Origin of the sequence: Herbiconiux solani NBRC 106740 (assembly GCF_001571005.1) — a bacterium.
In the GTDB taxonomy this organism is placed as follows: domain Bacteria; phylum Actinomycetota; class Actinomycetes; order Actinomycetales; family Microbacteriaceae; genus Herbiconiux; species Herbiconiux solani.
Genome location: NZ_BCST01000011.1, coordinates 66,085 through 89,379, shown reverse-complemented (window position 1 = coordinate 89,379; position 23,295 = coordinate 66,085). Strand labels below are relative to the sequence as shown.

General features: G+C 70.6%; 28 protein-coding genes. 11 read left to right on the top strand and 17 right to left on the bottom strand.

Annotation, left to right across the window (positions count from 1 at the left end; translation table 11 throughout):
* Nucleotides 1-1,592, bottom strand: a 1,592-nt coding sequence (menD, locus tag HSO01S_RS17225; RefSeq protein WP_066043666.1) for a 2-succinyl-5-enolpyruvyl-6-hydroxy-3-cyclohexene-1-carboxylic-acid synthase, incomplete at its 3' end; no start/stop codon positions are given.
* Nucleotides 1,589-1,939 carry a PLDc N-terminal domain-containing protein gene (locus tag HSO01S_RS17220; protein WP_066043664.1) on the bottom strand — a complete coding sequence of 117 codons (351 nt, stop codon included), beginning with the start codon at nucleotides 1,937-1,939 and terminating at the stop codon, nucleotides 1,589-1,591. The genes HSO01S_RS17220 and menD, both read right to left, overlap by 4 nt.
* A gap of 92 nt (nucleotides 1,940-2,031) precedes the next feature.
* Here HSO01S_RS17220 and HSO01S_RS17215 point away from each other — a divergent pair, with 92 nt between their 5' ends.
* Nucleotides 2,032-2,448: a DUF4229 domain-containing protein gene (locus tag HSO01S_RS17215; RefSeq protein WP_066043661.1), complete on the top strand. Its 417-nt coding sequence runs from the start codon at nucleotides 2,032-2,034 to the stop codon at nucleotides 2,446-2,448.
* Nucleotides 2,449-2,455: 7 nt separating this feature from the next.
* Here HSO01S_RS17215 and HSO01S_RS17210 read toward each other — a convergent pair whose 3' ends face one another.
* From HSO01S_RS17210 to HSO01S_RS17200, 3 genes are all read right to left on the bottom strand, one after another.
* On the bottom strand, nucleotides 2,456-3,412 hold the full coding sequence (locus tag HSO01S_RS17210; protein ID WP_066043658.1) for a 1,4-dihydroxy-2-naphthoate polyprenyltransferase: 957 nt from the start codon (nucleotides 3,410-3,412) through the stop codon (nucleotides 2,456-2,458).
* Nucleotides 3,413-3,665: 253 nt separating this feature from the next.
* A complete protein-coding gene (locus tag HSO01S_RS17205; protein ID WP_174523005.1) occupies nucleotides 3,666-4,901 on the bottom strand; it encodes an AMP-binding protein in 1,236 nt (411 codons plus the stop codon).
* A 262-nt stretch (nucleotides 4,902-5,163) separates the two neighbouring features.
* A complete protein-coding gene (locus HSO01S_RS17200) occupies nucleotides 5,164-6,081 on the bottom strand; it encodes a 1,4-dihydroxy-2-naphthoyl-CoA synthase (RefSeq protein ID WP_066043655.1) in 918 nt (305 codons plus the stop codon).
* Between the two features lie 86 nt (nucleotides 6,082-6,167).
* Here HSO01S_RS17200 and HSO01S_RS17195 point away from each other — a divergent pair, with 86 nt between their 5' ends.
* Nucleotides 6,168-7,208, top strand: coding sequence for an o-succinylbenzoate synthase (locus HSO01S_RS17195; protein WP_281177837.1), 1,041 nt, complete (start codon nucleotides 6,168-6,170; stop codon nucleotides 7,206-7,208).
* Nucleotides 7,209-7,249: 41 nt separating this feature from the next.
* Here the strand turns inward: HSO01S_RS17195 and ccsB are convergent, their stop codons facing one another.
* The 5 genes from ccsB to HSO01S_RS17170 are packed head-to-tail and all read right to left on the bottom strand — an operon-like array spanning nucleotide 7,250 to nucleotide 12,050.
* Nucleotides 7,250-8,302 carry a c-type cytochrome biogenesis protein CcsB gene (gene ccsB / locus HSO01S_RS17190; RefSeq protein WP_245636051.1) on the bottom strand — a complete coding sequence of 351 codons (1,053 nt, stop codon included), beginning with the start codon at nucleotides 8,300-8,302 and terminating at the stop codon, nucleotides 7,250-7,252.
* Nucleotides 8,303-8,311: 9 nt separating this feature from the next.
* On the bottom strand, nucleotides 8,312-9,973 hold the full coding sequence (gene resB, locus HSO01S_RS17185) for a cytochrome c biogenesis protein ResB (protein ID WP_066043652.1): 1,662 nt from the start codon (nucleotides 9,971-9,973) through the stop codon (nucleotides 8,312-8,314).
* A complete protein-coding gene (locus HSO01S_RS17180; RefSeq protein ID WP_066043649.1) occupies nucleotides 9,957-10,730 on the bottom strand; it encodes a cytochrome c biogenesis CcdA family protein in 774 nt (257 codons plus the stop codon). Before HSO01S_RS17180 ends, resB begins: the two co-directional genes overlap by 17 nt.
* A 4-nt stretch (nucleotides 10,731-10,734) precedes the next feature.
* On the bottom strand, nucleotides 10,735-11,385 hold the full coding sequence (locus tag HSO01S_RS17175; protein WP_066043646.1) for a TlpA family protein disulfide reductase: 651 nt from the start codon (nucleotides 11,383-11,385) through the stop codon (nucleotides 10,735-10,737).
* A complete protein-coding gene (locus HSO01S_RS17170) occupies nucleotides 11,382-12,050 on the bottom strand; it encodes a histidine phosphatase family protein (RefSeq protein WP_066043644.1) in 669 nt (222 codons plus the stop codon). The genes HSO01S_RS17175 and HSO01S_RS17170 overlap by 4 nt, the downstream gene beginning before the upstream one ends.
* A gap of 141 nt (nucleotides 12,051-12,191) precedes the next feature.
* On the opposite strand from HSO01S_RS17170, the gene HSO01S_RS19660 reads away from it, so the two are divergent.
* Together HSO01S_RS19660 and aspS are read left to right on the top strand one after the other, a co-directional pair.
* The gene (locus tag HSO01S_RS19660) at nucleotides 12,192-12,320 is read left to right on the top strand and encodes a hypothetical protein (protein ID WP_281177836.1); all 129 of its coding nucleotides are present in this window, start codon (nucleotides 12,192-12,194) and stop codon (nucleotides 12,318-12,320) included.
* A 67-nt stretch (nucleotides 12,321-12,387) separates the two neighbouring features.
* Nucleotides 12,388-13,707 (top strand): aspartate--tRNA(Asn) ligase, encoded by a 1,320-nt coding sequence (aspS, locus tag HSO01S_RS17165; protein WP_066043640.1) that lies wholly within the window; start codon nucleotides 12,388-12,390, stop codon nucleotides 13,705-13,707.
* 6 nt (nucleotides 13,708-13,713) lie between these two features.
* Here the strand turns inward: aspS and HSO01S_RS17160 are convergent, their stop codons facing one another.
* The 5 genes from HSO01S_RS17160 to HSO01S_RS17145 form a co-directional block, all read right to left on the bottom strand.
* A complete protein-coding gene (locus HSO01S_RS17160) occupies nucleotides 13,714-14,004 on the bottom strand; it encodes a glutaredoxin family protein (protein ID WP_174523004.1) in 291 nt (96 codons plus the stop codon).
* 20 nt (nucleotides 14,005-14,024) lie between these two features.
* Nucleotides 14,025-14,330 carry a hypothetical protein gene (locus HSO01S_RS17155; protein WP_066043636.1) on the bottom strand — a complete coding sequence of 102 codons (306 nt, stop codon included), beginning with the start codon at nucleotides 14,328-14,330 and terminating at the stop codon, nucleotides 14,025-14,027.
* A gap of 75 nt (nucleotides 14,331-14,405) precedes the next feature.
* A complete protein-coding gene (locus tag HSO01S_RS18475; RefSeq protein WP_003792170.1) occupies nucleotides 14,406-14,504 on the bottom strand; it encodes a 30S ribosomal protein bS22 in 99 nt (32 codons plus the stop codon).
* A gap of 83 nt (nucleotides 14,505-14,587) precedes the next feature.
* The gene (locus HSO01S_RS17150; protein WP_066043634.1) at nucleotides 14,588-14,782 is read right to left on the bottom strand and encodes a helix-turn-helix domain-containing protein; all 195 of its coding nucleotides are present in this window, start codon (nucleotides 14,780-14,782) and stop codon (nucleotides 14,588-14,590) included.
* A gap of 42 nt (nucleotides 14,783-14,824) precedes the next feature.
* Nucleotides 14,825-15,286 (bottom strand): ArsR/SmtB family transcription factor, encoded by a 462-nt coding sequence (locus HSO01S_RS17145; RefSeq protein WP_066043631.1) that lies wholly within the window; start codon nucleotides 15,284-15,286, stop codon nucleotides 14,825-14,827.
* Nucleotides 15,287-15,481: 195 nt separating this feature from the next.
* Between HSO01S_RS17145 and HSO01S_RS17140 the strand changes: the two genes are divergently transcribed.
* Nucleotides 15,482-16,975: a TrkH family potassium uptake protein gene (locus HSO01S_RS17140; protein ID WP_066043628.1), complete on the top strand. Its 1,494-nt coding sequence runs from the start codon at nucleotides 15,482-15,484 to the stop codon at nucleotides 16,973-16,975.
* Entirely contained in the window at nucleotides 16,968-17,639 is a 672-nt protein-coding gene (locus HSO01S_RS17135; protein WP_066043625.1) for a potassium channel family protein, read from the top strand. Before HSO01S_RS17140 ends, HSO01S_RS17135 begins: the two co-directional genes overlap by 8 nt.
* Before the next feature lies 1 nt (nucleotide 17,640).
* Here HSO01S_RS17135 and proC read toward each other — a convergent pair whose 3' ends face one another.
* Nucleotides 17,641-18,522 carry a pyrroline-5-carboxylate reductase gene (gene proC / locus HSO01S_RS17130; protein ID WP_066043622.1) on the bottom strand — a complete coding sequence of 294 codons (882 nt, stop codon included), beginning with the start codon at nucleotides 18,520-18,522 and terminating at the stop codon, nucleotides 17,641-17,643.
* 76 nt (nucleotides 18,523-18,598) lie between these two features.
* Between proC and HSO01S_RS17125 the strand changes: the two genes are divergently transcribed.
* Complete coding sequence (locus tag HSO01S_RS17125) at nucleotides 18,599-19,561, top strand: cation diffusion facilitator family transporter (protein ID WP_066043619.1); 963 nt, start codon at nucleotides 18,599-18,601, stop codon at nucleotides 19,559-19,561.
* Nucleotides 19,562-19,566: 5 nt separating this feature from the next.
* Nucleotides 19,567-20,280: a glutamine amidotransferase-related protein gene (locus HSO01S_RS17120; RefSeq protein WP_066043615.1), complete on the top strand. Its 714-nt coding sequence runs from the start codon at nucleotides 19,567-19,569 to the stop codon at nucleotides 20,278-20,280.
* Here the strand turns inward: HSO01S_RS17120 and tadA are convergent.
* Nucleotides 20,277-20,798 (bottom strand): tRNA adenosine(34) deaminase TadA, encoded by a 522-nt coding sequence (gene tadA / locus HSO01S_RS17115; protein WP_084361801.1) that lies wholly within the window; start codon nucleotides 20,796-20,798, stop codon nucleotides 20,277-20,279. The genes HSO01S_RS17120 and tadA overlap by 4 nt on opposite strands.
* Before the next feature lie 81 nt (nucleotides 20,799-20,879).
* Here tadA and upp point away from each other — a divergent pair, with 81 nt between their 5' ends.
* The 3 genes from upp (at nucleotide 20,880) to HSO01S_RS17100 (ending at nucleotide 23,290) form a co-directional block, all read left to right on the top strand.
* A complete protein-coding gene (gene upp, locus HSO01S_RS17110; RefSeq protein WP_066043612.1) occupies nucleotides 20,880-21,512 on the top strand; it encodes a uracil phosphoribosyltransferase in 633 nt (210 codons plus the stop codon).
* Nucleotides 21,513-21,635: 123 nt separating this feature from the next.
* Nucleotides 21,636-22,124: an SRPBCC family protein gene (locus HSO01S_RS17105; RefSeq protein ID WP_066043609.1), complete on the top strand. Its 489-nt coding sequence runs from the start codon at nucleotides 21,636-21,638 to the stop codon at nucleotides 22,122-22,124.
* The gene (locus HSO01S_RS17100) at nucleotides 22,121-23,290 is read left to right on the top strand and encodes a zinc-dependent alcohol dehydrogenase (protein ID WP_066043606.1); all 1,170 of its coding nucleotides are present in this window, start codon (nucleotides 22,121-22,123) and stop codon (nucleotides 23,288-23,290) included. Before HSO01S_RS17105 ends, HSO01S_RS17100 begins: the two co-directional genes overlap by 4 nt.
* Nucleotides 23,291-23,295 lie beyond the last annotated feature (5 nt).

The following is a 23,295-nucleotide window of genomic DNA, read 5'->3' as shown; positions in this document are numbered from 1 at the left end:
GCGGCGCCCGTGCGCCGCGCCGCGCTCGCACCCGGCCGGCCGCTCGCGCCGGCCTGGGCGCGGTCGCCGAGCTGGCTCGCCAGGGCGATCCCGACGGCGGTCGCGATCGTGCCGTCGATTCCGGCCAGGCCACGGTTCGCGTGCACGCGGATGCGCTTACCCGGCGCCACCGCATCCAGTTCGCGGATGAGACGGGAGGCCCCCAGGACGAGCCGGTCGTGCGGCCAGCTGGCCTGCCAGACGGCCCGCGCGAGCGAGCGGCGGGTGATCGGCGCACGCAGGGCCGCGAGTTCGGCGCGGGCGAAGTCGCGGGACCCGGCAAGGTCGCCCGGCCCACCCGCCGACACCAGCGGAGCCGCGACCTCGTCGGCCGCCTCCTCCTCGGCGAGCAGCTCGCGGCCGGCGAAGACCCACTGGCCGGTCCAGGCGCGCGCGGCGCGGTCGGAGCGGTCTTCCGGATCCGCCGTGACGTGGTCGACCACCGCGACACCCGGCCGGGGCACCACAGGCTCACCGGACCGGCGCACGACGACGATCTCGACCCCCTCGCGCACGAGCAGTGCCGGAACCTGCCGGCTGAGAGTGGGGTGCCCGAAGACGACGACGCGCTCGACGCGACCGCCGAAATCGTCCTCGTCGAGCAGCGTGCGGTACGCACCGACAAGCGTCGGGCCGAACCGCGCGCCGCTCGACACCTCCGCGATCAGCGGCCACCCGGCCGCGAGCGCGAGCTCGTTGGCAGCCTCCCCCGCGTCGGCCCCGGCGATCACGAGCGTGCGTGGCCCCTGCGGCAGATGCACCGACGTGGATGCGGCGGGCCGGGCGAGCCCACCCGCCCCCGCCCGGCTCGCGTCCGCTTCCATGCCGGCGCCGCCCACCACGTCGGCGTCGGCGTCGGCGTCGGCGAGCCGACCAGGATGCGCGATGGCGTCGGCGGCCTCCTCGGCGGCCAGCAGCTCCACCTCGCCCTCGGCCTCCGGGTCGTCGTCATCGATCACGGTGCCGGAAAGGGGCTCCACGAACTGGAGGTTGAGGTGCACCGGGCCCGCACCGCGAGCCTCAGCAGCATCACCCGCCGGCGAAGCCGCACCCGCCCCGCCACCCGCGCCCGTCGCCGTGGCGAACGCCCAGCGCGCCCAGGCCCGCGCATCCGGAATCGACGACGACACCGGCGCCTCGACGTCAGCCTCGGCCCGCACGAACCGCCCGAAAAGCCCCGGCTGCCAGGTCGTCTGGTTCGACCCCGTCCCGCGCAGCCGCGCGGGCCGATCGGCGGTCAGCACGATCATCGGAACCCCGGAGTGCGAGGCCTCGACGACCGCCGGCAGCAGGTTCGCGGCCGCGGTGCCCGAGGTCGTCACGATCAGCGCCGGCAGGCCCGTCTCGCGCGCGAGCCCGAGGGCCGTGAACGCCGCGTCGCGTTCGTCGAGACGCACGTGCAGCGAGATCGAGCCGCGCTCCTCGGCCGTGGCGGCGGCCAGCGCGAGGGCCTGCGACCGGGATCCGGGCGAGACGACGACGTGCTGCACGCCGAGCGCGACGAACTCCCGGAGGAGCCGGGCGGAGAACGTCGCCGCCGGGCTCGGCGTCACCGTTCGGTTCTGCCGGTGTCGGGCTCGTCGTCGGTCTCGGCGAGACGCTTCTCGAGCTCGCGGATCCGCTCGTCTTCGAGGGGATCGGGCACCGGGCGGATGGTGCCGAGGAAGTCGGGATCGTCATCCGGCCCCATCGCCCGCCGGGGCGTCGAGGTGACGGGGCGGCCGCGCCCGAGGAGGAGCCAGAGGATGCCGCCGATCGGCGTGAACAGCAGGATGATGAACACCCAGGCGATGCGCGGAAGAGCCTTCACCCGGGCCTTCGGGAGCATCAGACAGTCGACGAGCGCGTACACGGTGAACGCCACGACGATGATGACGAGGGCAAGGAGTACGCGAGCCATGCCAGTAACTGTACCCCCGGGATCCGGGAGCGGACTGCGTGTTCGCCGGGGCTCCGGTGAGCGGTCAGGAAGCACGTCTTAGACTCGATTCCGTGAAACCTGGACGCACCTGGCTCGTGTACACGCTCATCCGCCTGGGCATCTTCGCGGTCGTGCTCGCGGTGCTGCTCGCGCTGCAGATCGAGCAGTGGATCGCGGCGGTCATCGCGGCCCTGATCGCGCTCTGCGTCTCGATCATCTTCCTGCGTCGTCCGCGCGAAGCGGCGTCGCAGACGCTCTACGAGGCGCGGTCGAACCGCAACAAGGCCGCGAGCCCGGCGCCGACCGGGCGCACGGAGGATGAGGACGTCGAGGATCAGGCGGTCGACCGGGTGGGTTCGGCGTCTGCGGCGTCCCCCGCCGTGCCCTCTGTGTCCGCGACCATCGAGTCCGAGACCGAGACCACCGTCGCCGCTTCAGACGAGACGACCAAGTCCACGCACTCGGGACGCGCCTCCGGCACCGAATAGCCCCGGGTCAGAACGCGAACGCCGCCCCGAGGCCCAGCGCGTAGAGCAGCCCGAACAGGCTGGTCAGCTGCAGCACGATGATGTACTCCTTGGCGCGCTTGGCCGTGAGCATGATGACGATCGCCGGCAGCGTGAGCAGCAGCGTGAAGAAGGTCAGGATGGCGAGCGGGAACAGCAGCGCGAAGAAGCCGAGCACCGCGTAGGCGACCGCGATCCAGAACACGTAGACGACGCGTGAGGCCGTGCGGCCGATCAGCACGGCGAGGGTGCGCTTCTTGACCAGCTTGTCCTGGTCGATGTCCCGGATGTTGTTGGCCATCAGCACCGCGCACGCGATCGCACCGGCGGCGATGCCCGAGAGCCAGCTCTCGGTGTTGACGTCGCCGAGCAGGATGAACGTGGTGCCCACGGTCGCAACCAGCCCGAAGAAGACGAAGACGAAGACCTCGCCGAGCGCGTAGTAGCCATAGGGATGCTTGCCGCCGGTGTAGAACCAGCCCGCGGCAATCGCGGCCGCGCCCACGGCCAGGAGCCACCAGTGCCCGGTGATCACGACGATCGCGAGGCCCGCGGCGGCGGCGAGCGCGAAGAAGACCAGGGCGACCACGAGCACGCGCTTGGCCGGAACGAGGCCGGAGCCGGTGAGGCGCGGCGGCCCGACCCGCACGTCGTCGGTGCCGCGCACCCCGTCGGAGTAGTCGTTGGCGTAGTTGACCGCGACCTGGAGGAAGATCGCGACCAGCAGGCAGAGCACGAACAGCCAGCGCGACACGTCGTCGAGCTCGACCTTCGCGGCGCCGGCGCCGAGGATGACCGGGGCGACCGAGAGCGTCAGGGTGCGCAGGCGCGCCCCGGCGATCCAGGCTCCGGCCGCCGAGCGGGGGCCGGCGGGGGCTGCGGACTTCTGGCCGCGGGTGGCGGTGCGCGCGGGGTGACCCGAGGGGCGCTTCTTGGTTCTGGACATCGGCCCCGATTCTACTCAGCGCCCCCGCGCCCCCGCTCCACGCCCGCCCCCCACCTCGCCGAGAAGTCACCGTTACGTCCACCCCGCCCGTTTTGGACGTGAAAGTGACGTCTCGGCGAAGTGGAGGGCGTCGAGAAGTCACTTTTACGTCTACCCGGGCGGTTTTGGACGTGAAAGTGACTTCTCGGCGAAGTGAAGTGGGAGGTGGAGTGGGGTGATGGGGCGGGTGGCTCCATCCCGCGCCCACGAGGGGTTACGGGGTGGTTTGCGCCGCGAGGGTCAGGCGGTCGGGCTTGCCCGAGCTGAGGCGCGGGATGCGGTCGACCGCGACGATGGCGGAGGGGGCCGCCGCACGCCCCGCCGCCTCGACGACCGCACGCCGCACCCGCTCGAGCGCGTCACTCGCCGCAGCATCCGCAGACCCGACCCCCTCGGCACCGACCGCCGCACCCACCGCAGAGCGGCCACCCTCGGCACCCGCACCCGCGGCCGCGGACGCGGACGCCGCACGCACGACCACGACCACGGCCACCTGGCCCCAGGCCTCGCTCGGGCGGGCGACGACGACGGCCTGCTCGAAGCCGGGAAGGCTCTGCACGATGCGCTCCACGCGGTCGAGTGAGACCTTCACGCCGCCCGAGATGATCACGTTGTCGAGGCGGCCGGTGACCTCGACGAGACCGTCGGTCACGGTGCCGCCGTCGTTCGTGCGGTACCAGCGGCCCTCCTCGTCGACCACGAAGCGATCGACGGTCAGGGCCTCGTCGCCCAGATAGCCCTCGGCGAGCGACGGACCGGTCAACTCGAGTTCGCCGTTGACCACCCGCGCCCGGGTGCGGCCGATCGGCCGGCCGTCGTAGACGCAGCCGCCCGCGGTCTCGCTCGATCCGTAGGTGCGCACGATTCGGAAACCGAGGTCGGCGGCCCGGGCCGCGAGACTCTCGGGCAGCGCCTGACCGCCGACGAGGATCGCGTCGAACCGTGCGACCGCCCGCTGAATGCCCACGTCCTCCCGCGCCGCCTCGACCAGCCGCGCCAGCTGGGCGGGCACGAGCGAGGTGAAGCGCAGCGGCTCGGTGAGCTCGGCGGCACGCTCGGCGAACTGCGCGGCCGAGAAGTGCCCCGGCGGAAGTGCGAGCGGGGTGGTGGATGCGGCGATCGACCGCACGAGCACCTGCACCCCCGCGATGTAGTGGGTCGGCAGCGCGAGCAGCCACTGCCCCGGCCCGCCGAGCACGCCCTCTGAGGCCGCCGCCGACGCGAGCAGCGCATCCCCGCTGAGCGCGACCCGCTTCGGAACGCCCGAGCTGCCCGAGGTCTCGATCACGACCGCGACCGCCGGCGCCACCTCGTCGGGCACCCGCCCGGCCTCGAGCACCGCGGGGTCGCCGAGCAGCTCGTCCGCCCCCCGGCTGCCGTGCTTCAACGGCTCCCGCGGCAAGATCGCGGGACCGTCGTGGGCGATGGCCGCCCGCAGCGCCACCGACATCTCCTCAGGACTCGCGCCCCGCAACACCCGCAGCGGCCGACTCACCGCGCCACCGCCTCGGGCAACTCGCGGCGGCGGCGAGCCACACCGGTCACGCGCCGCACCTGCCCTCCGGCCGCCTCCACCCGCACCCACGCAGCAGCCAGACCGTGCGCCGCGCCGACACTAGCACCGGCCGAAGCAGTCAGCGCACCCACGCTCAACCACAGCCCGCAGCAAGCCGGGACAGAATCAGCAGCAGCGCGAGCCGCAGACCCACCCATCAGTAGTGGTACGGGAACGACGACCAGTCGGGAGCCCGCTTCTCGAGGAAGGAGTCGCGCCCCTCGACCGCCTCGTCGCTGGCGTAGGCGAGCCGGGTAGCCTCGCCCGCGAACACCTGCTGCCCGACCAGCCCGTCGTCGGTCGCGTTGAAGGCGAACTTGAGCATGCGGATCGCGGTCGGCGACTTGCCGAGGATGACCCGCGCCCAGCGGAGCGCCTCGGTCTCGAGCTCGGCGTGCGGCACGACCGCGTTCACCGCGCCCATCTCGTACGCCCGCCGAGCGCTGTACTCCTCGGCCAGGAAGAAGACCTCGCGCGCGAACTTCTGCCCCACCTGCTTGGCGAAGTAGGCGCTGCCGTAGCCGGCGTCGAACGACCCGACATCCGCATCCGTCTGCTTGAACCTGCCGTGCTCCTCGCTCGCGATGCTCAGGTCGCAGACCACGTGCAGCGAGTGCCCGCCGCCGGCGGCCCAGCCGGGCACGACCGCGATGACGACCTTGGGCATGAAGCGGATGAGCCGCTGCACCTCGAGGATGTGCAGGCGGCCCGAGCGGGCGAGGTCGATGCCCTCGGCCGTCTCTTCATCCGAGTATTTGTAGCCGTCGCGGCCCCGGATGCGCTGGTCGCCCCCGCTGCAGAAGGCCCAGCCGCCGTCGCGCGGGCTCGGGCCGTTGCCGGTCAGCAGCACGACCCCGACGCGCGGGTTCTGCCGGGCGTCGTCGAGTGCCGCGTAGAGCTCGTCGACCGTCTTGGGGCGGAAGGCGTTGCGCACCTCGGGCCGGTTGAACGCGATGCGCGCCACGCGCCCCTCGACGTCGAGGTGGTACGTGATGTCGGTGAAGTTCTCGGAGCCGGGCGCGACCACCCATTCAGCGGGGTCGAAGATCTCGGAGACGGTGGCGCGATCGGTCATGTTCAAAGCCTACGCCCGGGCTCCCAGACGGCTGCCGGGCCCCCGAGATTGTGGATAAGTGGGCCGACCCGGAGACTTGTGGAGTGATCGACGACAGCACCACCGGCCGGCCCGTAGGCAGCACGAGCGACAGCGCCACCCCCCTCCCCTCCCTCGGCGACCTCCTCGACCGGATGCACGTGGTGGCGATCCCCCTGCACACCCGCTTCCGCGGTCAGACGGTCCGCGAGCTCACACTCTTCGAGGGGCCGAAGGGCTGGACCGAGTTCTCACCCTTCCCCGAGTACGACGACGCCGAGGCCGCCTCCTGGCTGCGCGCCGCGATCGAGTTCGGCTGGAGCCCGGTCCCGCCGATCCGCCGCGCCGAGATCCGCGTCAACGCCACCCTCCCTGCCGTGGCCGCCGACCGCGTCGCCGACGTGCTGGCCCACTACGACGGCTGCCGCACGGTCAAGGTCAAGGTGGCCGAACGAGGCCAGACCCTCGGCGACGACGTCGCTCGCGTGCGCCGGACGCGCGAGATCCTCGGGCCGGAGGGCCGCATCCGCATCGACGCCAACGGCGGCTGGAACGTCGACGAGGCCGAGCACGCCGTGCACCGCCTCGCGGAATTCGACCTCGAGTACGTCGAGCAGCCGTGCGCCGCCGTCGAGGAGCTCGCCGAGCTGCGGGAGCGCATCCACTATCTCGGCATCCCCGTCGCCGCCGACGAGAGCGTGCGGAAGGCCGAGGACCCGGTCGCCGTCGCGCGCGCCGGCGCCGCCGACCTGATCGTGATCAAGGCGCAGCCGCTCGGCGGGATCCGCCGGGCGATGGCCGTCGTCGCCGAGGCGGGCCTGCCCGCGGTGGTCTCGTCGGCCCTCGAGAGCTCGATCGGCATCGCGATGGGCGCGCACCTGGCTGCGGCCCTCCCCGCGCTCGACTACGACTGCGGGCTCGCCACGGTCGACCTGTTCGAGGGCGATGTCGTCGCCGAGGGCCGGAGCCTCGTGCCGCGGGACGGCCGGATCCCGGTCGAACGTCCCGTCGCCGACCACGACCGCCTCGGACGCTTCCGCGCGACCCCCGACCGCGAGACCTGGTGGCGCGACCGCGTCACCCGCACCCGCGCGCTCCTCGACGACTAGAACGCAGCACAACACGATGAGGGGCGATCAGCCCCGCCGCCCTACAGCCCCGAGTACGCGTGCAACCCCTTGAAGAACACGTTCACGATCCCGAAGTTGAACAGCACCGCCGCGAACCCGATGACCGCCAGCCACGCCGACCGCGACCCGCGCCAGCCGCGCGTGGCCCTGGCGTGGATGTACCCGGCGTAGATCACCCAGATGATGAAGGTCCAGACCTCCTTGGTGTCCCACCCCCAGTACCGGCCCCAGGCGCGCTCGGCCCAGATGGCGCCGGCGATGAGCGTGAAGGTCCAGAGCACGAAGCCGACGATGTTGACCCGGTAGGCGAGCCGCTCGAGGGTCTCGGCATCCGGCAGCGTCTTGAGGAAGCGCAGGCGCAGCGCCGACGCGATCCGCGACACGGAGTCGCCCCGGGTCTGCAGCAGCTGCAGCACCGACAGCGCGCCGCCGAGCGCGAAGAACGCGGTGCCGAGGATTGCGACGAGCACGTGGATGACCAGCCACGCCGACTGCAGCGCCGGCGGCAGCGGGGCGACGGCCACGTAGTAGTTGACCGTCGAGACGCCGAGCAGCACGAGCACGAGCCCGGTGACGAAGGTGCCGAGGAAGCGCAGATCCTGACGCAGGAGCAGCAGGAGGAAGACGGCCACGATCAGCACGGTGCCGGTGATCGAGAACTCGTACATGTTCGCCCACGGCACCCGCGAGGCCGCGATCCCGCGGAGCACGACGCCGGCGATCTGGATGACGAAGGCCAGGATCGTGAACGAGACACCCAGACGCAACGCGATCGAGCGCTTGCCATTCTCGTCGCGCCCGTCGAGTGCGACGAGGTCGGGACGGTCACCGGCCGCATCGCCCGATCCTGCCGAGTACGGCGCCGGGGCCGAGTACGGCGCCGGCGCCGGGGACGACCCCGAGCGGGGCGCCGCTCCCACGACCTCGGGCACCTTCGCCTCGGCCGTGACCACTCGCTTCACGGTCGACGACCGCCGCGCGAGATCGAGCGCGAACGACACGAACGCCATGGCGTACACGGCCATGGCCGAGTAGATGAGGATGATCGAGATCTCGTCGAGGGTTTGCGTCACGGGTAGAGCCTAAACCTTGGTGTCGAGGGTGGCGGAGGAGGAGTCGAATTCGGCCGAATGCCGGTTCGCCAGCGTGGACACGGCGTCCACCAGCCGGGGGTCGTCGCCGCGGGCCAGCCCCGCGTACTCGACGTGGATCGTGCCGTCGGCCCGCTCGGTCGCCTTGACCCAGAGCCGTCGGCGCGGGATGAACAGCGAGGTGAGCAGGCCGCCCAGCACGAGGATGGAGAACAGCAGCATCCAGCCCTGTGTGGCGTCGTGGTGCACGTCGAACGAGGCGAAGCGCTTCACGCCGTCGAGCGTCACGGTGCCGAGACCGTTCGGCAGGTCGGTCGTCTCGCCGGGCTTGAGCTCGAGCGACTTGACCCCGGTGGAGCCGCCGGCCAGCTGCGTCATCCCGTCGGTGTTGAGCGAGTAGACCGAGCTCGGCACGCCCGCGTCGAGCCCGAGGTCGCCGTCGAAGACGTTCAGCGTCAGCACCGGGTACTGCAGATCGGGGAAGGTCGAGGTGTACGACCCCGACGAGGTCTCCGCCTGTGTCGGGTAGAAGAACCCGATCAGCCCCACCTGCTCGGGCAGGCCGTCCGGCACCTTCACGACGCCGAGAGAGGTGAGCGAGGCGTCCTGCGGCAGGAACGGCACCGAGTCGGTGAACACGACGTCTCCGGCGGGGTTCCGCACCGTGATGGTCGGCGCGTAGCCGTTGCCCAGCAGGTAGACGTTGGTGCCGCCGATGTCCAGCGGCCCGTTCACGGTGATGTCCTTCTGCGCGGTGCTGCCGTCGGCATCCGTCGTCGTCACCGCGGCGTTGTAGTCGATCGGCTGGCCGAAGGCCTTGAGCGACTGCGTCTCGTAGGTGGCCGAGAACGAGTCGAGCGTGATCGCGTAGGGCGAGAGCTGGTCGTCGGTGAAGAAGCGGCCGGGGCTGAACGAGTCGTAGGCGAGCAGCGTGTTGACGAAGGTCTGCCCCTCGACGACCACGCGCTGGCCGTTGTAGCCGAAGCCGCCGCCGATCCCGACGGTGAGCAGGATGCCGACGAGCGCCGAGTGGAAGACGAGGTTGCCGGTCTCGCGCAGGTAGCCGCGCTCGGCCGAGACCGAGACGGTCTCGCGCCCGGTCTTGGCGTCGACGCCCGTGAAGACGACCGTGCGGTAGCGCTGCTTCTTCAGCAGCACCCGGGCGCCGTCGACGACCGAGGCGGCCGAGGTCGTGCCGCCCGCGACATCCCGGGTCGTGAAGCCCGCGAGCCGCGACAGCCGTGCCGGGGTGCGCGGGGGCTTCGCCCGCAGCGCGTCGAGGTGGTGCTTCGTGCGCGGGATGACGCAGCCGATCAGCGAGATGAACAGCAGCAGGTAGATCGACGAGAACCAGACCGAGGTGTAGACGTCGAAGGCCTGCACCTTGTCGAGCACCGGAGCCAGATCGGGGTTGTCGACGAAGTACTGCGTGACACCGTTCGGGTCGGCCGCCCGCTGGGGCACGAGCGACCCCGGGACCGCCGCGAGCGCGAGCAGCAGCAGCAGGAACAGCGCCGTGCGCATGCTCGTCAGCTGCCGCCAGAACCAGCGCAGCCAGCCCACCGGGCCGAGCCGGGGCAGGGTGACGTCGTCCGAACCGGATGCCGGGGCGGGCGCGACCTTCGAGTCGTAGTGATCAGATGGGCGAGACAAAGCCGTTGATCACCGCCTGCATCTGGTAGATCCAGATCGTCCAGAGGCCGGTCACCATCAGGATGCCGATGGCCACGAGCAGCGCGCCGCCGACGATGTTGATGGTGCGGATGTGGCGCTTCAGGAAGCGCACCGAGCCGGTGACCCAGTTGAGACCGAGCGCCACCAGCAGGAAGGGCACGCCCAGGCCGATGCAGTAGAACAGGCCGAGCAGCACGCCGCTCCAGGCCGAACCGCTGGTCAGCGACAGCACCTGGATCGCGCCGAGGGTCGGGCCGATGCACGGGGTCCAGCCGAGGCCGAACACGATGCCGAGGATGGGGGCGCCGGCCAGCCCGGTCGCGGGCCGCCACGACGGCTTGAACGTGCGCTGCAGGAAGCTGAACTGGCCGATGAAGACGAGGCCGAGCGCGATCACCACGACGCCCATCACCCGCGTGATCCAGTCCTGCCAGACCAGCAGCCAGGTGCCGAGGGCGCCGAACGCGGCCGAGTAGGCCAGGAAGATGATCGAGAAGCCGAGGATGAACAGGGCGATGCCGAGCAGCATCCGCCGTCGTCCCGCGCGCTGGGCTGCTCCGCCCGTGGTCCCGGATGCGGACCCGCCCTCGGCGATGCCGCCCACGTAGGCGAGATAGCCGGGCACGAGCGGCAGCACGCACGGCGAGGCGAACGAGACGAGTCCCGCCAGCAGCGCGACCGGGATGGCGAGCAGCAGCTGGCCGCTCAGCACCACCTCGGCGAACGGATTGCCCACGGGGTCAGCCGGCCGTCGGGGTCGACGCGGGCGCGGTGGTGGCGGGCGCAGTGGATCCCGACTCGCCCCCCGGGAGATTCGACTTGATCAACGTCTCGAGGATCGTCGGGTCGCTGACCCGGCCCAGGATGCGCGCGGCGACGCGCCCCTCCGCATCCAGGACCAGCGTGGTCGGCACCGCGTTCGGCGCGACCGTGCCGGCGAAGGCGTACTGCATGGCTCCGTCGGTGTCGATGATCGACGGGTAGCTGATGCCGTAGGTGTCGGCGAACGAGACGGCGGTGGCGGCCTGGTCGCGCACGTTGACGCCGAGGAACTCGGCGCCCTTGCCGGCGAACTCGCCGTTGAGCTTCTCGAGGTCGGGCGCTTCGGCGCGGCAGGGCGCGCAGCCGGCGTACCAGAAATTGAGCACCAGTACCTGGCCGACGTAGTCGGCCGAGGAGACGGTGTCGCCCTTCTCGTCCGTGCCGGTGAAGGAGACGGGCTCGCCGCGATCGCGCTCCTTCACCTCGGTGACGGTGCCGTCGCCCGAGATGTAGCCCTTGTTGCTGCCGTCGAGGTATTGCTGGGCGAGCGGGTCGGCGGTGCAGCCGGCCAGCGCGAGGGCGGCCACGGCCAGCGTGGCGGCCAGAGCGATGCGGAGGCGGGACCTCATACGGCTCCCACGTCGAGGGCCGAAGCGGCCAGCGGCGCGGCCGGGTCGCTGTAGCCGACCTCGACGAAGCGGCCGTCCCGGCGCTCGAAGGTGGTGATGCTGGAGAGCGCGCAGCGGCGCTTCCGCGGGTCGTGCGCCAGGCGCTCGCCCACGACCGTGCGGTGCGCCATCCAGATCGGGAGCTGGTGGCTGACCATCACGACGTCGCCGTCGACGTCACCCTCGACGGCCATGGTCGCTGCGGTGGCGTAGGCGTCGGTCATCGCCGCGAGCATTCGGCCGGAGATGCTGGTGAAGGCCTCGCCCCAGGCGGGCCGCCACGGGTTGTAGAGGAAGCGCCACATCCGCGGGTCGCGGAGCGCGCCGCCCGGGCCCTTCATCCGCCGGCCCTCGAAGGCGTTGGTCGGCTCGATGATCCTGTCCTCGATGCTCGGCACGAGGCCGAGGCCGGCCGCGATCGGCTCGCCGGACTCGCGAGCCCGCTGGAGCGGGGAGGTGTAGAGGGCAGCGACCGTGCGACCGCGGGCCATCAGGTCGTCGGCCGCGGCCGACGCCATCCGCTTGCCGAGGTCGGAGAGACCGAAGTGCGGGAGTCGCCCGTAGAGGACTTCGTCGGGATTGAAGACCTCGCCGTGACGGACGAGATGGAGTTGGCGGGCAGGCACGGAATCAAGTGTACGAGCGGGATTGCCGTGTATCCGCCGAGAAGGGCACTATCGTGAAGGCGCGCTACACCAGATGTGTAGAACTCTGCACTTGTGCTGAACAGTGGGGAGGGCTGAAATAGAGGTCAGAAAGGCTTACTCATGACCCTCATCACGCTCTCCGCATTCGCTCTCGTCTCCCTCGCCGGCATCGTCGCCACCGTGCACGCCGTCCGCACCGACGGCTACCGCCGCATCCCCGCCCGCACGGCCCCCGCCCGCCGGGCCTGACCGGCCTCGTCGGCCGGGCCCGCATCCCGCCCGCCGCGCCTGAGCCGCCCGGGTAGACTCGTCTACCGTGACCGAACGCAGCCCCCGCACCCTCGTCAAGAACCTCGCCGCCCTCGAAGACGGCCCCGTCACCGTCTCCGGATGGGTCGACACGGTTCGTGATCAGAAGAAGGTGCAGTTCGTGGTGCTGCGCGACGAGTCCGGGGCGGTGCAGCTGGTCAACCCGCGCACCGAGGAGACCGAGGCCGTCGCCGAGACCATCTCCGGCCTCGCGCAGGGCTCCTTCATCACGGTGACCGGTGAGCTCAAGCACGACGAGCGCGTCAAGCTCGGCGGCATCGAGGTCAAGCTCGCCTCCCTCGAGGTCGAGACCGCCGCCATCCCCGAGACGCCGATCGCAGCCGACTCCGGCATCGACAAGCGGATGGACTGGCGCTTCCTCGACCTGCGCCGCCCGGAGATGAACCTCGTCTTCCGTGTGCAGACCACGCTCGAGCACGCCTGGCGCACCTACTGGGTCGAGCACGACTTCATCGAGATCCACACCCCGAAGCTGATGGCCTCGGCGAGCGAGTCGCGCGCCGAGCTGTTCGAGGTCGAGTACTTCGAGACCAAGGCCTACCTGTCGCAGAGCCCGCAGTTCTTCAAGCAGATGGCCCAGCCCGCCGGCTTCGGCAAGGTCTTCGAGGTCGGGCCCGCGTTCCGCGCCGACCCCTCCTTCACGAGCCGTCACGCCACCGAGTTCACGAGCGTCGACGCCGAGATCTCGTGGATCGACTCGCACGAAGACGTCATGCAGCTGCACGAGGAGCTCATGGTCGCCGGCATCACGGCGGTCAAGGAGAAGCACGGCGAGGAGATCAAGGCGCTCTTCGACGTCGACATCGAGATTCCCACCCAGCCGTTCCCGCGCATCCCGCTCGCCGAGGCGAAGGAGATCGTGGCGTCGCGCGGCTACGTCGTGCCCCGCGAGGACGACGACATGGACCCGGAGGGCGAGCGCCAGATCGCCGCCTACGTCAAGGAGACCTACGGTCACGACTTCGTGTTCCTCACCGACTACGCCGCGAGCATCCGGCCGTTCTACCACATGCGGAACGCGGGCGACGAGACGATCACGAACAGCTACGACCTCGTCTACAACGGCGTCGAGATCTCCACGGGCGCCCAGCGCGAGCACCGCGTCGAGGTGCTGATCGAGCAGGCCAAGGAGAAGGGGCTCGACCCCGAGGAGCTCGAGTTCTACCTCGACTTCTTCCGCTACGGCGTGCCGCCGCACGGCGGCTTCGGCATGGGCCTGTCGCGCGTGCTGATGCTCATGCTGCACCAGACGAACCTCCGCGAGGTCGTCTACCTCTTCCGCGGACCGACGCGCCTGACCCCGTAACCGGAGCTACTCGGTCGCGGCCGCCTCGAGCAGTGCGGCGCGGAGCCGGGCCGGGTCGACCCGCCAGATCGTGTGCACCTTGCCGTGGATCATCACGACCGGGATCTCCTCGGCGAACTCGTCCATCAGGGCCGGATTGTCGAGGATCGACAGCTCGGTCACGGCCACGTCGACGTCGGGTACCGAGCTGTCGGCGGCCAGGTCGTCGAGCACCCCGCGGACGGCGTCGCGCGCCTCGTCGCAGAGGTGGCATCCCGGCTTGCCGATGAGCGTCAGGGGAATGGGATCGGTGGACACGCCACCAGCCTACCGAGCGCTCAGAGCACGAAGTCGGGCTTCACGGTCCAGGCCGTCTGCTCCTCGAGGCGGCCGAGCAGCGCCAGCGCGCTGAGCTTGGCGTGGTCGTCGCTCGTCGTCGAGTAGACGTCCAGCGCCAGGGGCGGCGGCTCGCCGAACTTCGGGATCTCGATCTCGACCGTGGCGCCCGAATCGAGCCGGATGAACGGACGCGACGTTCCCGAGCCCTCCACCGGCCGGTCGACCGAGAGCGCGACGATCGCGAGCGCGTCGAGCTTGGTCACGGCGTCGCGCACGATCAAGGTCGCGCAGAACAGGGGCGTCATGAACGGAGGTTAACAGCAAAAAGCGCCAGGACTGATCCTGGCGCCCTGCTCGCAGCGCGAGACCGGAGTCTCGGACTACTTCTTGTTGCGACGCTGGTGGCGGGTCTTGCGAAGCAGCTTGCGGTGCTTCTTCTTCGCCATGCGCTTGCGACGCTTCTTGATTACGGAACCCACGAATACCTCACACGTGATTGGGATGACCGCGCCGATTCGGCGGTCAGGAGCAAAAGAGCCTCGGAGAAGTGTATCAGCCCGGACTAGGCCGAATCGGCGATGTGCCGATCGACCGCCTCGGCGACCGCCGACTCGGGCACCCGGAAGGAGCGCCCGAAGCGGATCGCGGGCAGTTCGCCCGCATGCACCAGCCGGTAGACGGTCATCTTCGAGACGCGCATCATCTCGGCCACCTCAGCGACCGTGAGAAAGCGCACGTCACTCAGATCGGCAGCCATGGCGAAACTATAAGGCTTCCTGGGCGAAAGCGGCAAGAATCCTCAGCGCCGGAGCTTCGACACCAGGTCGTCGGCCACCGACTTGACCGCGTGCGAGGTCGCTGCGGCCCGGCGGCCGACGTTCTGGCCGAAGGTCGCGGCCGCGGACTTGACCGCATCCGAGGCGTTGTCCCAGAGGGCGTCCTCCTCGGCCGTGTCGAAGTCGGCCGAGAGGAAGGGGATGATCCAGTCCTCCACGTCCTCCAGCGGAGAGACGTCGATCTTGTAGTACCGGTGCTGGCCCTCTTCGCGCACGGCGACGAGCCCCGCATCCCGAAGCACCTTGAGGTGCTTGGAGACGGTCGGCTGGCTCAGCTCGAGCTGCGAGACCAGCTCGGAGACGCTGAACTCGCCCTCCCCCGCACCGGATGCGCTCGCCTGGTCGGCCGACACGTAGCGATCCAGCAGCAACGAGAGCAACTGGCGCCGGGTGGGGTCGGCGATCACGGAGAAGATGTCGGCCATGGCACAAGGCTAGTGGTGCGCTCCCCGATCCGCGCCTCCCCGAACCGCGCTCTCCGAACCGAGCTCCCGAGCCGAGCCGGGCCGCCCGGCGCGAATCCGCGCCTTCCCGATCCGCCGCACCCCGGTAGCATTGCGTTCGTTCGCCGGGTGAGCCGCCGGATGCACCCCGAACACCCCGCGAAGCAAGGATCAGGGATGAGCGTGCGAAGCACCGTAGCGAGCCGCAATCCCCTGCGCCGCAGCGCCTCTGTGTTCGGCAAGATCCGCGAGGCCGTGCGGGAGACCTCCGAGCACTCTCCCTCGCGGTTCGCGATCCTCATCTTCGCCGGGCTCGTGCTGCTGTTCACGGTGCTGTTCTCGCTCCCTGTCTCCAGCGCGACCGGCACCCCGACGAGCCTGGCCGACTCGCTCTTCACCGCCGTCTCCGTCATCTGCGTCACCGGGCTCTCCACGGTCGACATGGCCACGCACTGGTCGGTCTTCGGCCACGTGCTGATCTACTTCGGCGTGCAGATCGGTGCGCTCGGGGTGCTGACCCTGGCGAGCATCCTGGGCCTGGTGATCTCGCGCCGGCTGGGGCTCCGTGCCCGGTTGATCGCCGCGAGCGACACCAACCCGCTGCGGATGCACCACGGCCCGGTCGCCGAGGGCCAGGCGGTGCGGCTCGGCGAGATCGGCTCGCTGCTCGCCACCGTCGCGATCAGCGCCCTGGTCATCGAGGCCGTGCTGGCACTGCTCCTGCTGCCCCGGATGCTGCTGGACGGCATCCCGGTCGGCGATGCGGTCTGGTTCAGCCTCTACTACTCGGCCATGGCCTTCACGAACACCGGCTTCGCGCCGAACGCCGAGGGCCTGGCGCCGTTCGCGAACGACTACTTCTTCCTCGGCGTGCTGATGGTGGGGGTGTTCCTCGGGAGCATCGGCTTCCCGGTGATCTACACGCTCTCCCGCAGCCTCGGGGCATGGCGGTCGCGCAAGCGTCGCGGTCACGCACGCGGCACCGCGGGCCGGGTGCGCTGGTCGGTGCACGTCAAGCTCACGCTGGTCACGAGCTTCCTGCTGATCGTGGTCGGTGCCGTGCTCTACATCGTGCTGGAGTTCGACAACCCCGACACCTTCGGCGGGCTGAACGCCGGCGACACCGTCTTCCAGAGCTTCTTCCTGTCGGTGATGACGAGGTCGGGCGGCTTCTCGACCATCTCGATCCCCGACCTCAACGGCTCGAGCCTGCTCGTGACCGACATGCTGATGTTCATCGGCGGCGGCTCGGCGTCGACGGCCGGCGGCATCAAGGTGACGACGCTCGCGGTGCTCTTCCTCGCGGCGTTCGCCGAGGCGCGCGGTGTTCAGGACATGGAGGCCTTCGGCCGGCGCATCCCGAGCGACGTGCTGCGACTCGGGGTGAGCGTGGTGCTCTGGGGGGCGACGACCGTCGCGGTGTCGAGCGTGCTCATCCTGCAGATCTCGAAGGCGCCGCTGGACTTCGTTCTCTTCGACGTGATCTCGGCGTTCGCGACCTCGGGGCTGACCACCGGGCTGACGGCGTCGCTGCCGGATGCGGGGGTCTACATCATGGCCGCCACCATGTTCATGGGCCGCGTTGGTACAGTGACTCTCGCCGCAGCCCTCGCCGCGAGCCAGAGGCAGCAGCTCTACAAGCGCCCGGAAGAGAGGCCCATCGTTGGTTGACCGGATCAAACACGACGCCCCGGTGCTGGTGATCGGCCTCGGCCGGTTCGGCGCCGCCACCGCGGGAGAGCTCGACCGGCTGGGCCGCGAGGTGCTCGCGATCGACGAGGACGAGCGGCTCGTGCAGAAGTGGTCCGAGCGGGTCACGCACACCGTGCAGGCCGACGCCAAGAACGTCGAGGCGCTGCGCCAGATCGGGGCCTCGGAGTTCCAGATCGCCGTCGTCGCGGTGGGCTCGTCGATCGAGGCCTCGGTGCTGATCACGGCGAACCTCGTCGACCTCAAGGTGCCGCAGATCTGGGCCAAGGCGATCTCGCGCTCGCACGGCAAGATCCTCGAGCGCATCGGCGCGAACCACGTGATCTACCCCGAGGCCGAGGCCGGCGAGCGGGTGGCGCACCTGGTCTCCGGGCGGATGCTCGACTTCATCGAGTTCGACGACGACTTCGCCCTCGTGAAGATGTACCCGCCGAAGCCGATCCGCGGCCTCAACCTCACCGAGTCCGGCGTGCGCTCGAGGTACCGGGTCACCGTCGTGGGCGTGAAGAGCCCCGGCAAGCCCTTCACCTACGCGACCGAGTCGACGGTCGTCTCGAACCACGACCTGATCATCGTCTCGGGCAACTCGGCCGACATCGAGACCTTCGCTGCTTTAGGTAGCTGAGCTAGCCGGCAGCCAGTTCTTTGGCGCGGGCCAGGGCGGCGTCGGTGGCGGCGGTGAAGAGGGTCGGGAGGTCGGCGGCCTGGAGGACGGCGATCGCGCGCTCGGTGGTGCCCTTGGGGCTGGTGACCGCGATGCGGAGGTCGGTGGGGGTGCGGCCCGAGGAGACGAGCAGCTCCGAGGCTCCGGCGAAGGTGCCGTTCACGAGGATGGCCGCCTGCTCGGGCGTGAAGCCCTTCTCGACGGCCGCCGCGGTCAGCGCTTCGATCAGCAGGAAGACGTAGGCCGGGCCCGACCCCGAGATCGTGCTCAGCGCATCCAGTTGCTCCTCGGGCACCTCGACGACCGTGCCCACGGTCTCGAACAGCGAGCGCACGAGGGCGAGCTCCTCGTCGGTCGAGCGCGTGCCGGCCGAGAGTCCGGTCACCGCCTTGCCCACGACGGCCGGCGTGTTCGGCATCGAGCGCAGCACCGAGACGGATGCCGGCAGGTGCGCCTCGAAGGTCGCCACCGTGACCCCCGCCGCGACGCTGACCACCACGGTGCCGGGCTCGAGCGCCGAGGTGATCTCGTCGAGCAGCTCCGGAACCATCGCGGGCTTCACCGCGACCAGGACGATGCCCGCGCCGGCCACCGCGCGGCGGTTCGCCTCGGGATCCTGCTCGGTCGCGAAGGCCTCGACCCCCTCGGTGCCGTCGAACTCCGCCGCCTTGGCCGCACTGCGGTTGGTGACGCGGATGCCGCCTTCGACGGTCACCCCCGGCGCGAGCAGGCCGCTCAGGATGGCACGGCCCATCGATCCCGCGCCCAGCAGGGCGATCGAGGGCAGCGTGGTCGAGGATGCAGCAGTCGAGGGCAGCGTGGTCGAGGGGTCGGCATCGGTCATCGCACCATCCTAGGATTGGCGGCAGGACGGCGCAGGTGCGCGGCGAACGCAGGAAGACGCAGGAAGAGGACCAGACGTGAGCACATCAGGCGGCACCCGGGCGATCATCGCGGCCTTGCTCGCCAACGTCGGGATCGCGATCGCCAAGTTCATCGCGTTCTTCATCTCCGGCTCGTCGTCCATGCTCGCCGAGGGCGTGCACTCGCTCGCCGACTCCGGCAACCAGCTGCTGCTCCTGCTCGGTGGTCGCAAGTCGCGCAAGAAGGCCGACAAGGAGCATCCCTTCGGCTACGGCCGCGAGCGCTACGTCTACGCCTTCGTGGTCTCGATCATCCTGTTCTCGGTCGGTGGGGTCTTCGCGATCTACGAGGGCATCGAGAAGCTCGGCCATCCGGAGGAGATCGCCAACCCGTGGATCCCGCTCGGCGTGCTGGTCGTCGCGATGGCGCTCGAGGGCTTCTCGCTCCGCACCGCCATCAAGGAGAGCAACCACACCCGCGGCACGCAGACCTGGGTGCAGTACGTCCGCCGCGCCAAGGCTCCCGAGCTGCCCGTGGTGCTGTTGGAGGACACGGCGGCCCTCACCGGCCTCGCCTTCGCCTTCGCGGGCGTCGGCCTCTCGGTGATCACCGGCAACGGCATCTGGGACGGCATCGGCACCCTGTTCATCGGCTCGCTGCTCGTGCTGGTCGCGATCATCCTGGGCATCGAGACCAAGAGCCTGCTCGTCGGCGAGGGTGCGACGGAGGCCGACCACGACAAGATCGTCACGGCCATCGAGTCGACCCCCAAGGTCGACCGCCTCATCCATATCAAGACCCTCTACCTCGGCCCGGACGAGCTGCTCGTCGGCGCCAAGATCGCGCTCGCGCCCGACTCGGCCCTCCGCGACGTCGCCGACACGATCAACGAGGTCGAGATCGCGATCCGCGACGCCGTGCCGATCGCCCGCGTGATCTACCTCGAGCCCGACGTCTACCTGCCGCCGATCGACGTCGAGACGAACACCTCGGCGATCGTCATCAAGAGCGCGGACTAGAGCGGATGGGGCGACGCGCGGTCGTCATCCGTCACGAGACCCCGGTCGGTCTCGGCAACTTCGGGCCCGTGCTCGAGGAGCAGGGCTGGGAGATGACGGTCGTCGACGCCCGCGGGCCCGACTTCGGCGCCCAGCTCGCGGAGAACGTCGACGCCGAGCTCGTGATCGTGCTCGGCTCGACCGCGGGCGTCTACGAGGAGCACGCCTTCATCCCGGTCGAGCTCGCGGCGCTCCGCGACCGCATCGACCGCCGGCAGCCCACGCTGGGCGTCTGCTTCGGCGCCCAGGCGATCGCCGCCGCGCTCGGCGAGGACGTGCGGCCCGGCGGCCAGGTCGAGGTCGGGTACCGCAGCGTGACGCCGACGGGGGCCGGACTCTCCTCGCCGGTGCGGCACTTCGCCGGCGTCCCCGCCGCCGAGTGGCACGGCGACACCTTCACCCTCCCGCCGGCCACCACGCTGCTCGCGAGCTCGGCCGCCTACGAGAACGAGGCGTTCGGGATCGGGCGCTGGCTGCTCGCCGTGCAGTTCCATCCCGAGCTCACGGATGCGATGCACGAGGAGTGGCTGATCGGCGACGCGGCCTACGTCGCCGCGGCCGGCTACGACCCCGACGCGCTCCGGCTCGATCGGGAGAGGTACGGCCAGGCGATGCAGGAGGCCTCGCGCCGGATGCTCGTCGAGTACCTCGACGGGATCACGGAGAGCGACGGGAGCTAGCGCGCCCCGCGCTCCCCGCCTCGGTCGCGGTTGCGGTTGCGGTTGCGGTCACGCTCGCGGTCCGCGTCCCGGTCCTGGACCTGGTCCCGATCCGCATCTCGGAAGAAGTCCGTCAGCAACTCCCCCGCCTCCTCGCCGCGCACCCCCGCGACGACTTCCACCCGGTGGTTCAGCCGCCGGTCGCGCAGCACGTCGTAGACCGACCCCGCGGCCCCCGCCTTCTCGTCCCATGCCCCGAAGACCACGCGCGGGATACGGGCCGCGAGGATCGCGCCGGCGCACATCACGCACGGCTCGAGCGTCACGACGAGCGTCGCGCCGGTCAGGTGCCAGTCCCCCAGCGCCGCCGCGGCCTCCCGGATCGCGACGACCTCCGCGTGCGCGGTCGGGTCGTGGCGCTCCTCGCGGCGGTTCCGGCCGACCCCGATCACGGCGCCGCCCTCGTCGAGCACGAGCGCACCGACGGGCACGTCACCGGTCTCGAGGGCCGCGCGGGCCTCGGCGAGCGCGACGCGCATCCACTCGTCGAGAACGGATGCGGCCGGCAGCGGTCGGATCGGCCCCATGAACCGCCCTCCTGAGTCCAGTAGATTGACCGTATGCGAGTTCACGTTGCCGATCACCCGCTCATCACCCACAAGCTGACGGTTCTGCGTGATCGCACGACCCCGTCGCCGACCTTCCGCGCGCTGACGGAAGAGCTCGTGACCCTCCTAGCCTACGAGGCGACCCGCAACGTGCGGGTGCAGCCCGTCACGATCCAGACCCCGGTCGCCGAGACGACCGGTGTGGCGATCAGCGAGCCGCGCCCGCTCGTGGTGCCGATCCTCCGCGCCGGGCTCGGGATGCTCGACGGCATGGTGAAGCTCGTGCCCTCGGCCGAGGTCGGCTTCCTCGGCATGGTGCGCAACGAGGAGACCCTCGAGCCCACCACCTACGCCGAGCGCCTGCCCGACGACCTCTCCGACCGCCAGTGCTTCGTGCTCGACCCGATGCTCGCCACCGGCGGCTCGCTCTCGGCGGCGATCGAGTTCCTCTTCAAGCGCGGGGCTCAGGATGTCACGGCGATCTGCCTGCTCGGCGCCCCCGAGGGGGTCGCCGCCCTGGAGAAGGCGGTCGACGGCCGCGACGTGACCCTGGTGCTCGGTGCGCTCGACGAGCGCCTCAACGAGAAGGGGTACATCGTGCCCGGACTCGGCGACGCCGGCGACCGGCTGTACGGCACGGTCTGAGCTGATCTGGCCCGGCCTAGCCGGGCCCGGCCTGACCTGACCTGACGCCGGCCGGGAATACGCTCCCCCGGCCGGATCGTCAACCCCCGTGCCGACCGGCACGAACCGTCGCAGAGTCGACCCATGAGCAAGAAGAGCGTGTTCGTGATCGCCGCCGTTGCCGGGGCCGCGGTCGCCGGAACCGTCGCCGCCCGCAGGCTCCGGCAGGGCGGGTCGGAGGATTCCGCCGGTCCAGACGATCAGGTCGAGGGATCGACCGACCGCTGGCGCGTGGTCACCATCGCCGCCGACCCCGAGCAGATCGCGCCGGAGGGCCGGCTGCCCACCCCGCTCGCCGACCTCGACGAGCTGATCGAGGTGCGCTTCGAACCCGCCCCGGGCGATCGCGGCACCGAGCTCGCGGCCCGGCCCCGCGCGGGCGCCTCGCATCCTGACGACCAGAACGACCTGGCCAGGATGATCCGGCGCGCGCTCCGCGAGTCGAAACAGCTGATCGAGGCCGGCGAGCTCGCCACGAACGAGCCGCAGCCCGAGGGCCACCGCCCCGCGACCCCGGCCGGGCTCGTGGTCGACGCTCTCTCCCGTCGTTCCCCCGAAGAAGGAGTGCTGTGAAAGCCCTGTGCTGGACCGGAATCAACAAGCTGCAGGTCGAGGACGTCGACGAGCCCACGATCCTCGAGCCCCGCGACGCCATCGTCAAGGTCACGCTCTCGACCTCCTGCGGCTCCGACCTCCACCTGCTGGGCGGCTACGTGCCTGGCATGCGCGCCGGCGACGTGCTCGGTCACGAGTTCATGGGCGAGATCGTCGCCGTGGGGTCTGGGGTCGAGAAGCGCAAGGTCGGCGACCGCGTCGTCGTCTGCTCGTTCATGAGCTGCGGGCAGTGTTTCTATTGCGTCAACGGCCTCACCTCGCTCTGCGACAACACCAACCCGCACCCCGGGCTCGGCGAGGGGCTGTTCGGCGCCTCGACGGGTGGATGCTTCGGCTACAGCCAGATCACCGGCGGCTTCGCGGGCAGTCACGCCGAGTACGTGCGGGTGCCGCACATCGACACCGGCGCGTTCCCGATTCCGGACGGCGTGACGGACGAGCAGGCCGTCTTCGCCTCGGACGCGGTGCCGACGGGATGGATGGGGGCCGACCTCGGAGGTGTGAAGCCCGGCGACGTGGTCGCCGTCTGGGGCGCGGGCGGCGTCGGCCAGATGGCCGCCCGGGCGAGCATGCTGCTCGGCGCCGAGAAGGTCATCGTGATCGACCGGCTTCCCGAGCGCCTCGAGCAGGCCCGCTCGATCATCGGCGCCGAGACCCTCGACTACTCCGACACCGAGGTGATGGCCGAGCTGCGCGAGCGCACCGGCGGCCGCGGACCGGACGTGAGCATCGAGGCGGTGGGGATGGAGGCGCACAGCGAGCGCCCCGACTACCTCTACGACCGGGTGAAGACCGCGCTCAAGCTCGAGACCGACCGGCCGACCGCGGTGCGCGAGGCGATCATGGCCACCCGGAAGGGCGGTAGCGTCTTCGTGCTCGGCGTCTTCGGCGGTCTGGTCGACAAGTTCCCACTCGGCGCGGTGATGAACAAGGGGCTGACCCTGCGGTCGGCCCAGCAGCACGGGCACCGCTACATCCCGATGCTGCTCGAGCGGATCGCCGCCGGCGAGATCCCGACCGGCCACCTCGCGACGCACGTGATGCCGCTGGCGGACGCGCCGAAGGGTTACGAGATGTTCAAGACGAAGGATGACGGCTGCGTGCGCGCGGTCTTCCGGCCCTGAGGGTC